This window comes from Occallatibacter sp., assembly GCF_036502485.1.
Classification (GTDB): domain Bacteria; phylum Acidobacteriota; class Terriglobia; order Terriglobales; family Acidobacteriaceae; genus Telmatobacter.
Window position 1 is genome coordinate 78,384 of sequence record NZ_DASXYM010000084.1, and the last position, 15,598, is coordinate 93,981.

General features: G+C 61.1%; 9 protein-coding genes. 4 read left to right on the top strand and 5 right to left on the bottom strand.

The genetic code is table 11. The features are described from left to right. Nucleotides 1-5 precede the first annotated feature (5 nt). Complete coding sequence (locus tag VGL22_RS12150; protein WP_465267195.1) at nt 6-2,222, top strand: hypothetical protein; 2,217 nt, start codon at nt 6-8, stop codon at nt 2,220-2,222. A gap of 196 nt (nt 2,223-2,418) precedes the next feature. Here VGL22_RS12150 and VGL22_RS12155 read toward each other — a convergent pair whose 3' ends face one another. Next, on the bottom strand, nt 2,419-3,492 hold the full coding sequence (locus VGL22_RS12155; RefSeq protein WP_465267196.1) for an FG-GAP repeat domain-containing protein: 1,074 nt from the start codon (nt 3,490-3,492) through the stop codon (nt 2,419-2,421). A 247-nt stretch (nt 3,493-3,739) separates the two neighbouring features. On the opposite strand from VGL22_RS12155, the gene VGL22_RS12160 reads away from it, so the two are divergent. After that, nucleotides 3,740-5,788: a beta-L-arabinofuranosidase domain-containing protein gene (locus VGL22_RS12160; RefSeq protein ID WP_465267197.1), complete on the top strand. Its 2,049-nt coding sequence runs from the start codon at nt 3,740-3,742 to the stop codon at nt 5,786-5,788. Between the two features lie 70 nt (nt 5,789-5,858). Here VGL22_RS12160 and VGL22_RS12165 read toward each other — a convergent pair whose 3' ends face one another. From VGL22_RS12165 to VGL22_RS12180, 4 genes are all read right to left on the bottom strand, one after another. Next, entirely contained in the window at nt 5,859-6,140 is a 282-nt protein-coding gene (locus VGL22_RS12165) for a hypothetical protein (RefSeq protein WP_465267198.1), read from the bottom strand. 350 nt (nt 6,141-6,490) lie between these two features. After that, nucleotides 6,491-8,344 carry a tetratricopeptide repeat protein gene (locus VGL22_RS12170; RefSeq protein ID WP_465267199.1) on the bottom strand — a complete coding sequence of 618 codons (1,854 nt, stop codon included), beginning with the start codon at nt 8,342-8,344 and terminating at the stop codon, nt 6,491-6,493. Nucleotide 8,345: 1 nt separating this feature from the next. Continuing rightward, nucleotides 8,346-9,395, bottom strand: a complete 1,050-nt coding sequence (locus VGL22_RS12175; protein ID WP_465267200.1) for a tetratricopeptide repeat protein — start codon at nt 9,393-9,395, stop codon at nt 8,346-8,348. Between the two features lie 112 nt (nt 9,396-9,507). Further along, nucleotides 9,508-13,167: an outer membrane beta-barrel protein gene (locus tag VGL22_RS12180; protein ID WP_465267201.1), complete on the bottom strand. Its 3,660-nt coding sequence runs from the start codon at nt 13,165-13,167 to the stop codon at nt 9,508-9,510. Nucleotides 13,168-13,689: 522 nt separating this feature from the next. Here VGL22_RS12180 and VGL22_RS12185 point away from each other — a divergent pair. After that, on the top strand, nt 13,690-14,040 hold the full coding sequence (locus VGL22_RS12185; RefSeq protein ID WP_465267202.1) for a hypothetical protein: 351 nt from the start codon (nt 13,690-13,692) through the stop codon (nt 14,038-14,040). A 148-nt stretch (nt 14,041-14,188) separates the two neighbouring features. Further along, nucleotides 14,189-15,502 carry a hypothetical protein gene (locus VGL22_RS12190; RefSeq protein ID WP_465267203.1) on the top strand — a complete coding sequence of 438 codons (1,314 nt, stop codon included), beginning with the start codon at nt 14,189-14,191 and terminating at the stop codon, nt 15,500-15,502. Nucleotides 15,503-15,598 lie beyond the last annotated feature (96 nt).

The following is a 15,598-nucleotide window of genomic DNA, read 5'->3' on the forward strand; positions in this document are numbered from 1 at the left end:
AGCAAGTGCCAAAGAATGCGTTACGCTGTGCCCTGTTGACTGCCGCGAGTGCGGCCTTTCCCTTCGCTTCCGGAATGGGCGAGGACCTGAAAAAAATTGACATTGTGTCCAGTCAGGATGGCACCTCAATCACGGTCGTGCTCTCCTCGCTCGCCCGTTCGGCCGTAACAACGTCAAGCGATTCAAGCGGAATCACCATCTGCTTTCCGAATAGCTCATTCGGTGGGGAGGTGTACAAAAGCCTCTCCAGCGGAGACGGTATTCGAGACATCCGGATAGATGAACATTGCGGGCAGCAACATGGGACCAGCATCGCCGTGGGGATCGAGTCAACACGTCCTTATCGCATCGTTGAATCCGGGAATGTATTCTCGCTGCGCTTCGCACCTGTTGAGCACGAGAGATCCGACGACGGCGAATCACCGAATCATGCTGCGAATGGCGCACAGGCGACCGGGGCAACCGGAGTATTCGAGCTTGCCGCGGATGCGCATACTCCTCCGCTTGAAGTCGAGTCACCGCCGATCAACGCGGCCATTGACGAAACACCGCGCGGGAGTGAGCCAGAACTCCGCCGGCGTTTCAAAGTTAAATTCGTGGCTGCGAACAACGCCTATATCGACGGCGGTTCGAGCTCTGGCTTGCGGATGGGAATGAATCTGGATGTGCTGCGCCTCCGGCCGCCGGTATCTGGCCAGCAGGGTGCAGTCGAGATGGTTGCAGGCAGCGCACATGTTGTCGGCGTCGCGGCAAACTCGGCTGTTCTCGAATATTCCACAGTGAGAGATGACCTAAAAACCGGCGATTTGGCGGAACTGAGTTCATCAGATGCCACTACAGTCGCGCGCGATGTAACTCGGGCTCAGAAGGATGGGCCGCAAGGCCCGACTCTAGCGCGCTTGCCGACCTCGAACGTGATTGCCGCGAGCACCCGGTGGCCAGCGAACGGACCCGCGACTATTAGCACGCGTATGAGCGGCCGGATAGGGTTCGACTATGGCGGCATAACTGGCAGCGGTTCCACCTTCGGAAGCAGTGCACAGATGGGCGTTCTCCTGGAAAGTAACATGCAGCACATCTTGGGAACTCATTGGAACCTCGAAGGTTATTACCGGAAGCGCGTCAACCAACACTCGCAGTTCCAGGAGAGAACGATTGAAGAGACGTTGAGCAAGACCTACACCATGCAGCTTTACTATGACAATCCCGACTCAAAGTGGGTCGCGGGCCTTGGACGCCTCTATCTCCCCTGGGCAGTAAGTCTTGACACCGTCGACGGCGGATACTTGGCACGCAAGAACCGTTTTGGTATGACCACCGGACTGTTTGCAGGATCTACACCCGATATCAGCTCCTGGCACTACAGACCCAATCAGCGCATCGGCGGCCTGTTTACCGGTCTGCAGTGGGGGTCTTATGAAAAAATCCATGTCTCCAGCACTGCCGGCGCCGCGCTCAGTTCGATCCGATGGAAGCTGGATCGCCCCTTCTTGTTCTTTGAAAACGAGATTTCCTACAAGGGAACTATCTCCATCTATCACTCCCTTATCCTTGACTCGCCGCAAGGGGTATCCACCGGGGGAGTAAGACCCGGCGCAGGCGTAAGCCACAGTTACTTCACGTTGCATTACCAGCCTTTTCATGCACTCGGGCTTGACCTATACCAGAACTTTTTTCGCGATATTCCCACAGCTGTCACAACCGCAATCGCGACAGGCACCGTCGACACAATTCTCTTTCAGGGAACCAGCGCGGGAGCGCATTGGAAGCCGTCCCGACAATTTGCGCTGTATACCAACATGGGCATCAGCGACAGATCGGGTGACTCACATCGGTCGTTCAACCGCATGTTCGGCGCTACATGGTTTGATCTTGTGCGGAGCGGCGTGCGTGCCGACTTCCACTACTCCAAATTCAATAGCAATTTCGGAAATGGCGAGTACAGTGCGCTTACATTCTCTCGCCAGGTCACAAGCCACATGTTCTCTAACCTTCAGTTAGCGAACCAGGATCTGCATTCAGAACACTCCACCAACGATCATTCCAGATTTATTTCTGATTCCCTCGATGTGAATCTCGGGCGGCACACCTACATTCAGAGCGGATACACCATCGTCGATGGAGCAACTCTGAACTACCGGCAATGGTACGCCAGCCTTGGATACCGCTTCGATACCGGCAAGACCAATCCCGAATTTGTCAAAACGCTCAACCAGCATTGAGTGGAATCAGGTTGACGGTTCTCGCTCAGCTCGATGACCGTCTTTCAACGTCACCTGGCGTATTGGCGCGTCGCGTGCCTTAACCTTGTGGGTCATTCAACCTGAGCCTGATTCTGCGCGGGATGGTAGGCGCAGGAACGCCGCGAGAGCTGGCCAATCGCCTTGCAAAGGGACCCCGGGCTCGACAGCCTGGGCATTAGTGCAGCGGCGTGCTGAACGTGAGCCGGGAGCCTCCCAGCGCGACCGCGAGACCATCACCGGAATAGCCGATAACATCAGGGACGCCATCGCCATTCATGTCGGCAATGGCGACCGGAGCCTGGAAGGTGCCGAACCCATCGAATTCCGTCGCGTGATGCCCGAACGTCTTCTTGGCAATAGGTGTGGTGTTGAATGACCCATCCGCGTTGCCATGCAGGATGATGAGATCGGAGGCCCCCGTGATGTCACCGGTGGTGGTCTCTTCATCGCCGCAGATCGCGTCCAGATGTTTGTCCCCGTCCATGTCGTGAAATGCGCACACGGCGGCGTAGTAGCTGTCGGCGGCATAGCTGGTAATGGGCCCAAATGTGCCATCGCCCTTTCCCAGCGCGACTTCCGGGCCGAACGGGAATAGAAGGTCCGGAATTCCGTCGCCGTTCACATCTGCGGCGACGGTGGGCAGGTATTCATTGATGGCGGTCCCGAGGGGAAGAAGCGCGTTGAATCCTCCTTTGCCGTCGCTCAGCATGATCTGCGCATGCCAGTTCTGAGCGTCTTCTTCGAATAGATCGGCAAAGCCGTCGCCGTTCAGGTCTCCCACGATGTTGAATGCGGGAATTCCCCACGAAGATGTGTATTGGAAAGTGGCGTCGGTGGCCACCGGCGACTGGAACGTCCCATCGCCATTTCCCAGGAAAACCTCAATTGTGGATGTGAACTCATTCGCGCTGGAGCAGACCAGATCGAGCCGGGTATCGTTGTTCAGATCACCGATCTGGCACGTTGCGCCGCGGGTCAAAGGCACAGGGTAGGTGATACTCTCCCCCGGCAGCCACCCGCCGTGGGGCTGTGACAGCAGGACATTCAGCGTGACCGGACTGGTAGTTCCGTCCAACCAGACAAAGTCGGCAACGCCATCGCCGTTGAGGTCCCCTGCCGCCACCATGCCCGGGTCGACGGGCGTAGGAATGCGGTAAGGATTGCGGAAGCTTTCCGCGATCGTAGCCGGTGCGGTAACCAGCAGCCACACCACTACGCAGAAACACCAGAATTGCCGGGTGATGGTCATGCACTCTGCCCAGGGATTTATGTACGAGAGATTTGCGGTTCAGAATAGCAGGTTTCGGGCGGAGGGTAACACGGCCACGCCGTCTTTCTACCCATCGGTAATGCCGCCCGCACCGCCCTCGCCTTTCACCATCGCCTACTCAGAAGCGCGTTTCCGAACGCCATAACAACCTCCCCGCTACGTTTACTAACTAATAACGTACCGCTGGCTCGCGGTAGCATGGACTGATCTCCTCCGAGGCCCTGAAATGAGACCTTCCAGCCGCCGCCGCTTCCTCCAGCAATCTGCCTTTGTCACCGCCGCCGCTGCCCTCGGCACCCCGCGTCTCAGCGCCCAGCCCCCCTCCCCAGCCCCGATCCGAACCCGCACCCCATTGCACCCCGGACCCTATACCCCCCTCCCCCTCGGCTCCATCACACCCGCCGGGTGGTTGAGATCCCAGCTCCAGATTCAGGCCGACGGCCTGTCCGGCCACCTCGACGAAACCTGGGCCGACGTTGGCCCCAACTCCGGCTGGCTCGGCGGCGCCGGCGAATCCTGGGAGCGCGGCCCCTACTTCCTTGACGGCCTCATCCCCCTCGCCTGGCTCCTCGACGACGCCCGCCTCAAAGCCAAAGCACGGAAATACATCGAATGGACCCTCACCCACCAGCAGCCCAACGGCATGATCGGCCCTGCCTCCAACGACGACTGGTGGCCCCGCTTCGTCATCCTCAAAGCCCTCACCCAGTACTACGAAGCCACGGCAAGCGAATCCAACCCCGACCCGCGCGTCCTCCCGTTGATGGACAAGTACTTTCGCCACCAGCTAGCCGCCCTCCCCACTCGCCCTCTTCGCGACTGGGGCAAGTTCCGCTGGCAGGATGAAGCGCTCTCCGTCCTCTGGCTCTACAACCGCACCGGTGAGCCCTACCTCCTCGACCTCGCCAGACTCCTGCATCAGCAGGGCTACGACTGGATCGCCGAGTTCGCGAACTTCCCCTACAAGCAGAGGATCACCGCCGAATACATCAAGCTCAACGAGGGCGGCGGTCTCAAAGACCTGGCCCTCGCCACCCATGGCGTCAATAACGGCCAGGCGCTCAAAACCGGCGCTGTCTGGTCGCTGGTCTCCGGCTCTGAGTTTGACCGCACCGCCACAGCCCGGATGCTCGCCGAGCTCGACCGCTATCATGGCCTCCCCAACGGCATGTTCTCCTGCGACGAGCACCTCTCCGGCCGCGATCCCTCCCAGGGCTCCGAGCTCTGCACCGTCGTCGAAACCATGTTTTCCCTCGAGCAGGCCCTGGCCATCAGCGGCGATCCCGCCCTCGGCGACCGCCTCGAAAAGCTCGCCTTCAACGCGCTCCCCGGCACCTTCACGGATGACATGTGGGCCCACCAGTACAACCAGGAGCCAAACCAGGTGGAGTGCAGCCTTCACCACAAACCATGGGTCTCCGACGGCCCCGAGTCGAACCTCTATGGACTCGAGCCCAACTTCGGCTGCTGCACCGCCAACTTCCATCAGGGCTGGCCCAAATTCGCCGCCAGCCTCTTCCTGCTCTCCGGCTCTCAGGAATCCGAAGATGGCCTGGTCTCAGCCGCCTACGCACCCTGCGAGCTCCGCACCCGCATCCGCAGCGTCGCCGTGCACGTGATCGAAGAGACCGACTACCCCTTCCGCGCTACCGTCCGCTTGACCGTCAATCCGGCCACGCCCATCGCATTTCCGCTCAGCCTGCGCATCCCGGCCTGGGCTGAAGGAGCAAAGCTCAGCGTCAACGGCGAACCAGAACCTGCCCCCACCCCCGGCGCCTTCGCTCAGGTTACCCGCACCTGGCGTCGCGATGACCGCGTTGAACTGACCCTCCCCATGCAGGCCCGCCTCTCGCGCTGGTTCAACGATTCGGCGGCCATCGAACGCGGGCCGCTCGTCTTCAGCTATCCCATAGGCGAGAGCTGGGTCAAACTCCGTGATCGCGGCATGACCGCCGATTGGCAGGTGTTCCCCACCACCAATTGGAACTACGCCCTCGATTCCAGTTACGCCTTGGATCTCGGTAAACGCGACGCAGCAAAAATCATCGAAGTGTCCGAATCCGAAGTCGGCCGCGAGCCTTTCAGCCGTAAGCACCCGCCCGTCACCCTCAAGGTCAAAGCACGCCGCCTCCTCGACTGGCGTGCCGACGACGGCGCAGCAAATCCCCTGCCGCAAAGCCCCGTTGCCACAGCCGAGCCGGCGGAAGACCTCACCCTGATCCCCTACGCCGCTGCAAAACTCCGCATCACCGCCTTCCCGGTTGCTAAGTCCTGACCGTTTCGCCTGGCACACACAACAAGGCCCGCGCTCACCTTGAACGCGGGCCCTCGAGTTGAAAAACTAGCTAAGCCACAGCCGAGTACTGCTCGGAATTCCGCCCTGCGTCGGACCCGTGCTGCTTCACCATCTTGTTGTAGATACCCAGTAGCAGGAACGGAGCCGCCCACTGTCCCACAAACAGCGACTCGTGCTTGCGCCCCGCCGCCATGAAGCCGACGGAAACAGCCATCGATCCAAGTGCCAGTCCCAGAAACAGGCTGGAGGGAGCCTTCGAGGTCACCTTTTCGATCCCTGCCGTCAGTTGATCTTCGTTGGAGTCGCCTCTCGCCACACGCAAATCCGCCATACATCTTCTCCTTGTGCGATGTCCATCGCTCCGGACTCAGATGCAGCCCCCTCGAAGGCGGCTGTCGCGCCGTAGTGTCGGAACTGCCTGCTAAGTCGTTATTTCCTGCCCAAGCTCATACCGCAATTGAGGATGCGCAAATCCTCGCGCTCAATATTCACACGCATGAACATAACTTGGCTGCCCAAGCCGGGTGCCTCAGCCTCGCCGCGTCTTTGTTCTTGCCGCTAGGCTGGCGAACCTCAAACCCGCCCCTGCCCAGACCCCGGTGAGCGAAGCGCGCCCACAGCCCACCGTTATCTATCACGGACAACGAGTTCGACCGCCCGGGTGGTGACTCTACACGCGGCCTACTTCTGCCCGCCCAGATCCGCCGCCTTGGCCCGTTCCGCCGCCGCCTCCTGCACCCGCCCCTGGCGGTCGTACGCCTGCGCCAGTTGACTGTGCGGCTCAGCGAAAGTCCCGTCCGCTGCAATCGATTCCTGGTACCGCCCGATCGCGTCCGCGATCTGCCCCTTTAGGAGAAGCTGATTTCCCGCATTCAGCAGGAAGCTCGCCCGTTGCCGGTTCACCGCCGCCTGGCTCAGCTCCGCCCCTTCCTTGCGATACCCGGCTGCCTGCGCCCGCAGCGCCTTCATCTCCGCGCGTAGTTGCTCCGCCTTCGCCTGATCCCCTCCAGACTCCGCCGCCTCCGCCTCGGGTCCCAGCTTCGCGGCCATCTCTGAGAGCACCCCGGCCAGCGTCACCATCGATCCCGGCTGGCCCGGCTGCAGCGCAATCGCCTTCTCCAGAGCCTCCTTCGCCTCCGGCAGCCTCTCCGCCTGCTTCAAAGTGCTTCCCAGCAGCGCCCAGGCGCTCCCGTTGTCCGGCCGTAACAACACCGCCTTGCGCAACTGCGTCACCGCCTCATCCATCTTGCCGAGCTGCATGTAGAGAATGCCCAAGGTATACGGCGGGTCCTCGAGCTGCGGATCCATCTCCCCCGCCCGCGCCAGTTCCACAACCGCCTCGTCCATCCGGTCTTTGAGCTTGTACGCCAGCCCCAGGTCGTAGTGCAGTTGCGGGTCGCTCGGATCCAGCACCAACGCCGCTTTGAAATCCTCAATGGCGTCGTCGAATGCCGCCAGCTGCACATGCGCCACACCGCGGTCTTTCACCACCGTAGCGTCGTTCGGAGCCGCCGCCTGCGCCCGGTCGATGTATGGAAGCGCCGCTTTGGCCTTGCCCGTTATGGTCAGCGCCAGACCCAGATTTGCCAGCATCGACGCGTTGGTTGGTTCCACCGCGATCGCCTTCTCGAACCACGGAATCGCCTCTTGCTGTCTGCCCAGCCGCTGCAGCGTCATGGCGAGATCGCCCGCCACTCCCGCCAGATTGGGCCGCAGGGTCACAGCCTGCTGCAGCGCTGCCGCCGCGGCTTCATCCTGCCCTGCATCGGCCAGCGCGCGGCCATATTCTGCCAGCGCCGCTGCATCCGGCGGATCCGCCTTCGCCGCTGGTTCAAGCACCGCAATCGCCGCATTCAGATCGTGCTGCTGCCGGTGAACGGCGCCCAGATGCACCCGCGCCTGCACAAACGCGCTGTTCTCACGCAGCGCCCGCTCAAAGGCCGCCCGCGCCTCGTCCCACTGCCCCATCTGCGCGTGCACCGTTCCAATGGCATCCTCGATCTCCGCTCGCGGACCCGTGATCTGCTCCTCAGCCGCAAACTGCTTCAGGGCATCTTCGCGCCGGCCCGCCCCCGCCAGGGCCCGTGCATAGGCATCGAGAAATGCCGGATCCTGCGGACTAACCCCCAGACGCAGCGCCGCCTCAAAGTGCGGAATCGCTTTCGTCCCATCCGCGGCCCGCCATAGCGCGATCGCCAGGTTGCCCTCGATCACCGCATCGTCCGGTTTCAGTTGTACCGCCTTTTCGAGCTCCGGCACGGCCTCGGCCGGCCTGTCCAACGCGATGAACGCCGACCCCAGCGCCTCATGCCCCTCGGCAATCTGCGGCGCCAGCTTCACCACCTCGGAGAACCGGGCCCGCGCTTCCTCATAGTGCCCCTGCTGCGAAGCCGCATAGCCGGCACGGAATGCCGCATCGGCTTTGCGTAGCCCCTCGGAAGCTGGGTTAGCCGCCTGAGCGGCAAAGAGAGTTCCGGCCGTGACCAGCAATGCACTCACCCCGGCTCGCCACACCAGCCTGCGGTCGGTCCTCATCCTACTTCCCCGCCGGCTTCGGATCGTCTCGATGCTGCAGTTCCACCACCATCTTGAATTCACGGTTCGCTTCCGACAATTGCCCCGTCGCCTTGTAAGCCTGCCCCAGCAGGTTGTGCGTAATGTAGTTGGACGGGTCCATCTTCACCGCGCGTGTCAAATAGCGCAGCGCCTGGATTGGATCCTTTAACTTCAAAAACGCCTCTCCCAGCAGGATGTAAGGCCCCGTGGACATGGGGACCAGCAGCACCGCGCGGTTCAACGCCTGCTGCGCCTGCTCATACTGGCCGCTGCGCAGATAAGCATCGCCCAGCCTGTCATACAGGTCGCCGTCGAGCGGGTTAACTTCTCGCTCGGCCTCGAGTTCCTTCACCGCTGTCTCAGTGTCGCCCCGCGCCAGCGCCGCCTCGCCTAGAAGCTGGTGGGCCAGTGGCAGCTTCGGATTGAGCTCCAGTGCCTTCTGCGCCTGCGTCGCGGCCTGATCGCGCAGTTCCCGCCGCAAAAACAACCGCCCCGCCAGCAAATACGCCTCCGCCGAATCGGGTGGAAATCCATATTGCACAGCAAACGCATGGCGCGCATCGTCGTATCGGCCCACGTCTGAGTAGGCCAGCCCCAGCACGTACTGCGGGTCGACGTTCGCGTTCTGCACTGCGGCGTGCGCCTTTTCGAGAAACGGCAGCGCCTCCTTCGGCTTCCCCAGCCGGAATAGCGTAACCCCTGCCATCTCCGTCGATTCGCGGTCGCTCGCATCCTGCGCCATCGCCTTCGAAAACGCCTCGGCTGCCTCCGTAAGCTGGTCTCGCTGATAGAAAATAATGCCCCGCAGGCGCTCCACACCGGGCGCCTCCGGCGTCTGCGCCGCAAGCTGATTCAGGACGTTCATCGCCTGATCAACCCGGCCTTTGGCGGCGAGTGCCTGCGCGTCTTCGAACGTCCATCGCTGCGCCGTGGTGTCTCCCACGGCGATCCCCGGCTCAGGCGCCTGCGCGCTGGCAGACAGAACAGACAGACAACCCAGAACAACTGCGGAAACCCAAATGCGTTGCATAGAAACCTGCAATCCAGTGTATTGCCACCCGCCGCGCCCGTTCCAATCCAGCTGGCGGGCACAGCAAAGGGGAGCCGAAGCTCCCCTCGCTGTTTGCGGCTCCTTCGCCCTGCTAGAACTGCAGGTGAAGTGAGAATTCAAGCTGACGGGGCGTGTAGCCCTGTGCACCGCCACCAATCGTTCCCTCAGACTCGATGTTGCCGCCCGGATTTCCGGGGCTGATGTGGTTGAAGGCGTTGTAGGCATCGAACCGGAACCGCGCCGCGAGGCTCTCGTGGAACGTCACCGTCTTCGAGAGAGCCAGGTCAGAATTGAAGAACCCGGGTCCGAAGTAGGTGTTTCTCTTCACGTTGCCCACATGATCCAGTCCCGGATTCTTGAAGATGCCATTGCCGGGATCGGTCAGCAAACTCGTCGTCTGCGCGGTGTAATAGGCCCTGTGCCCGGTTCCGTTCGAACCCGGAACGAACCCGGTCAGGTTCGTTTTCAACCTGCCAGCACCCGTGTAGCTCGGATAATTCGGCGCGCTGCCGGGAATGTTGACGCTCGAGTTGTTGTAGTTAAGCGAGAAGGGCAAGCCACCCGCCCAGTTCAAAGTGCCGGCCAACTGCCAGCCGCCAATGATCGCGTTGGTCACACCGTTGACTCCGGCTCCGTACATCTTGCCTTTGCCGAACGGCATGTCATAGGTGCCAAACCAGGTCAACTGCTGCCTGCGCACAAAGCTGTCACGCCCGTGAGCAACATGCCTATCCCAGCTTGCGTACTGCGTGCTGTCGTTGAAGGCGCTCGCCCACTGATAGTTTGCCGTGTAGTTCAAACCCTTCCACACACTCTGTTGCAGGGTGACCTGCGCGGCGTTGAAGTTCGTGTTCAGGTTGTCGCTGTAGTAGGTGATGTCGCTCGTCCACCCGCAGGCGCCAGCTCCCAATGTCGGATCCGGCTGCGTGTAGTTTCCATCGGTGCACGCCGGAAGTGAAGAGTAGTAGTAGCGCCGCAGCTGATTGTAGTTGCCGGTCTGGCCTGTGGCTGACGGTGTCGACCCAGTCCAGCTCGGATCCCAGTGAAGTGTCTGGCCTCCCGGTCCAAGCGAACCAGGAAGAACGATGGCCGCTTCGTTCGGGTTGATCGTGTTGCCGCTGCTGTCGCCCAGTGTGTAGGTGCCCTTGTTGCCTACATAGGCCAGGGTCACAGACATGGTGGGAGTAATGGAACGCTGGTAGGCCAGGTTCCACGCATCGATCTCGGGGAAACGCAACGGGTTGGGACGTGCGCGCGAGTTAACCAGCGCGCCGGGGTTCGGCAGCAGACCGCTGTCCGGTACCGTGGGCGTCGTGGGTGCGTCAGGACCGACGTTGAGCAGGAATGCGGGCGCGGTGGTGGAGGGTGCGTTTTGGCTCTGGTTGGTCAGTACCGGAAGGTTCTGAGTTGCGGCGTGACCGAAGATCGAACCGAACACGCCGATGTCGAAGCTGCGGCCATATCCAGCGCGGATCACAGTGCGGTCGTTCCACTGCCACGTGAAGCCGACCCGAGGCGCGAAAAGGTTCTTCTTCTCGATACCCCAGTTCATCGCCATATCGTGCTTCCCATAACCGGCCACGTGCAGATAGCCGTCGCTCAGGTTCAGCAGCGAACCATTGCCCTTGCCATTCACGGTCTCAGGGAGATAGAGCTCCCAACGCAGACCGTAATTCAGGGTCAGAGCGTGGGTCACGCGCCACGTGTCCTGGCCATAGAAGAACAGCCGTTTCTGATTTTCCTGGGCGTTGGTCGACGCCGAGTAGTAGCGCTGGAAGCTGGACACCTCACCCAGAAGGAAGGTGGCATATCCAAGTCCGCCTTCAGAGCCGTTCGATGTCTGCCCCGTAGCGAAGTTCAGGATACCGGTGCGATTGTTGTCCGACGGCACGCGAAGATTGTTCGCAAACCGCAGGTCCACACCCACCTTCGCCGTGTGGTTGCCGAAGAGCTTCGTCCAGTTATTCACGAACTGGTACTGGTGCTCCTTCTCCGTCAGCGGGCAGTTGCAGCGGTTGACGTTGAGACCATCACCGTAGTTGTAGTTGTTGCCATCCACCGGCGTGCCGCTTCCGCCGGCCAGCTTCGTAATGTTGAACGTGGGAGAACCGCCAGTATAGTAATCGCCGGTGTTCAACCCTGGAATTCCAAGCTGGTTCGCAAATTCGGTGGACTGATCCGACTTGTGCGTGAGGATGTTATAGCGGTAGTAACCGAAGCGCCAGTCGGTCAGCAGCGCCGGGCTCAGGGCAATGTCCATGCCGGAAGCCAGGCTGTCATTGGCGCCTTGCGATGTTCCGCCGTAGTTGCCGATGCCGAACCCAGGACCGCCGGCGACTCCAAACAGCTGCTTGCCGGTCAGTGTGTCGGTGAACCGCGAGAACCGGCCAAACACGTGGATCTTTTCGGTCGCGTTGTAGTCTCCGCGAACCGTCCACTGGTCGCTGTTCAGTGACCCCGTGCCTCCGCCGTGATAGTTGTTGTCAAGGCCGTTCAGGTTTCCTGCGCTCCCCAGACCAATACCCTTGGTATAAGGCTCCAAAAGCGTGAGCAGCGCAAGGGCCGGAGCTGATGAGGGCTGCTGCAGCGTGGCTCGCGGAATGACGTTGCCCGGGTATGCGGTGCCGCTCTTGTCGTAAATGATCCCGGCGCTTCCCAGTTGCGTCTTGTACTCGCTGAAGTCCGCGCCCGGTATTCCGCTCGGTCCAACGATGTTGCCCAGCGCGGTTTCGGTCAGGAGGCTGGTCGGAAGCGTATCCGAGGCGATCGTGCCGGTCTTCTGGCGTTGACCTTCGAAGTTGCCGAAGAAGAAGATCTTGTTCTTCAGAACCGGGCCGCCGACAGATACGCCGAAACGGTTCTTGAGACCGCCCGGAATGGACGGAGCGAGGCCGTTGGCGTTGGTGTACGACAAGGGCGCCTGGCTGAACGGATCGCGGGCCAGGTTCGCGTTGCTGGTCCTGAAGTCGTAAACGCTGCCGTGGAGTTTGTTCGAGCCCGACTTGGTCTGCGCCGTCACAACCGCGGAAACCGCCTTGCCCAGTTCGGCGTCGAAGTTCTGCGTCGTGATCTTGGTTTCCGTCACCGCATCCATGGTGGGGTTGATGACGATGATTCCCAGAATCGGATCCTGATTGTCGGTGCCGTCCAGCTCAAACGCGGTGCCCGCGAATGCCTGGCCATTCACCATGATCTGCTGCGAAGCCTGCGGGTTCTCCGACGCGGCATGCGACCACCCCAGCTTCTGCGCGCCCGGTACCAGCAATTGAAGGTTGGTGAAGTTCTGGTCGCCAACCGGCAGATTGGCCACCTGCTGCTGATCGAATACGGTTGCCACATCGGCGCGGTCCGTCTTCAGCATCGGTTCCTGGTCGGCATTCACCTGCACGGTTTCTGAAGCGCCACCCACATCCATTGTGGGGTCGATGCGGGGCGATGTGTCGGCCAGCACCTGGATCGCCTTGGCTTGGAAGCTCTTGAATCCCTGCGCCTCAACCTTTAGGTCGTATACGTCGGGGGTGAGGTGGGCTACGCTGTAATCTCCGGATGCGTTGGAGGTCACGGTGACTACCGTGTTCTTCGTCTCGCTTGTGACTGAAACCGTGGCATTAGGTATCGCCGCGCCACTCTTGTCCGTCACTGTGCCGAAGATCGATCCGTAGACCGACTGTGCTCTAGCGGGAGCTAAGAGCACAAAGCTCACGCAGGCGAATAACGCCAGCGCAAGGGCTGTGCGAATCATCTTGTTCATGCGGTCTCCTGAAGTTTCTTGCGTTTTGTTTTTATGTGAACTTGTGTGGTTTCGTCGGCCGGATTCTCTCCCGCCGCAATACAAGGCTCGCCTGTCGCGATTGGCAGGTTCGCTCAAAGTCTGGGGAAAGCTCCTCAAAGCACAACTCAGACTGAGGCCTGAAATTTACATTCCCCAAAGCAAAGCGAAACGATAGCAATGTCGGATGGCCATGTCAACGTGCAATTTACCTGCGAAATCAGATGGTAACGAGGGCTGCATTTGAAAACGGTTACAGTCAGTTTCCAATTGATTTCGTTGACTTTGCCAGAACTGCCCCTCACCGGTATCAACCCCTCCGCATAAAGCGATTTACTCACCCTTCAACCCCTCCCCCCCGCCTCCAGCCGGCATCCGGACCGCGAATCGCTGAAGACGTTTTCAGATGCCCAGCCTTCCACCCGCTCTGAACACGCCCGCAAGACTGACTTGGAATAGAATTGGTCAGCGCCGGCCAGATCGGCCGCCGCGGGGGTAAGGCCCGTGCTTCTGGAACTGGGCAAAGCCGCCTGCTTCTTCTTCTGCATCGCGTCCCTCTACGAGGCGGCTATCTGCGCCTTCTTCGTCCCCGGCGTGAGCTGGGACGAACGTATCTTCCTGGTGTGCCTGCGCTTAGGATGGGCTGCCTACGTCTGCTTTATGAGTGGACTGCTGTTCAAAATGCCGCTCCGCGGCAATCCCGACCGTGGCCGGAGGCTCACCGCTACCCTTCCCGTGCAACTCTTCTTCTGGTCCTCAGGGTGCATCGTGGTCCTGTTCCTTACCTCCTGGTACCTGTCCGATTTAGGACAGGATGCGGCGGCATTCATTTCCAGCCGGTCCCACACACGATGAACCCCTGCGGTAACGCTCAGGCCGCCCGTTCATCGAATCACCATTTATCACAACACTCCGTGACAAGCCCCGGAACCGCCAGCCCCCTCCCTCCGTACCTTCTCGAGACATGAAGCGGATGGCCAGCAGCGATTGGGTCGGGCTCCAGGTGCGCCTCGCCCTCGACGAGTGGACTCGGGCCGCTGGGCCCTGGGCAGGCTCCGGTCCCGTTTATTCCGCCCGCGAACACAAGCAGCGCGAGAAGGCTTACGACCATGCCGTCGATGAGGTGCGCCGCAGTTGCCGCAAGCAAGTGCCCGACCCCCGCGTGGCCGAGGAACGCCTGACCCAGTCTTTCGCGCGATTCGCGGCCGAAGCGCTCGATCTCGGTCCCGATGCCATCCAGCTCTTGACCTCCGGCTTCCTCCCCGTCGGTAAGCAGTTGGCCCGCTGGGCCCATCGCTTCGACCCAGCGCTCAGCCATGCCGCCGTCACCCAGGCCGCGCGCAATGCGTGGACGGCCTGTGGAATGCAGCCCCTGTTTGGAGCCCCCCTGCGCCTGACCCCCTCCATACTCGGTTACAGCCTGCTTTACCCCTACACCGACAACTTCCTCGACCAGCGCATCGTCAGCAGCGCGGACAAGGTGCGCTTCAGTCGCCGTTTCCGCGAACGGCTGCGGGGACAACCGCTGATTGCAGAACCTCATGAGTCCAGGCTTTGGGAGATGGTTCGCCTGATTGAAGAAGAATTTCCTAGACCGGGCCATGGGGAGGTGTTCGACGCCCTGCTGGCCATCCATGCCGCGCAGGAGGAGAGCGTGCGGCAGCTCCACGAGGCCGGCCGGCTCACCGAAACCGAGCTGTTGCACATCACTTGTGCCAAAGGCGGAACCTCCGTTCTGGCCGATGCCTGCCTGGTCCGCGGCACGCTGAATTCTCAGCAGAGCGAGTTCGCTTTCCTGTGGGGCGTGCTGCTACAACTCGGCGACGACCTCCAGGACATTCGCGAAGATCTGGAGCTCGGCTCGGACACCCTGTTCACACGCGCCGTTCGTGCTGGCCAACCGATCGATGCCCTCGCCGAGCAGTTGCTGAACTTCGCCAACGTCGTCGGCGCCAGGATGGATGCGCTGGGCGATGCGGAGTCACCGTCCCTCAATCACCACAAGGACCTTTTGCGCATGAGCTGGCGTTCGCTGATCCTGATGACCATCGGCGACGCCCACACCCGGTTCTCCCCGCAGTTCCTCGCCCGCATGGAGCCCTATTCGCCTTTCCGCTTCGCCTTTCTGCGCAGGAGACGCGAGAAACTTGCCGGCGATCACGGCGTCTTCGAACGTATCTTTGAGCTGGTACTGAACCGCGACGAACCTCACGACAACCGCTTACCTCTGCCGCAAGAGCGGAGAACAGCGGCACAGATACGTCAGCCCCTGAACTTCCCCGTCGCCGCGGACCAGACCAGCTTCTCCTCGATGTAAGTTGGGCCATCGGCCCTTTCACTTGCGGCCCTGATCGAAAGTGAAGCAAAATACTCTCTCGCAGCACGGGTTGATATCAACCGAAGGGATGAGGAC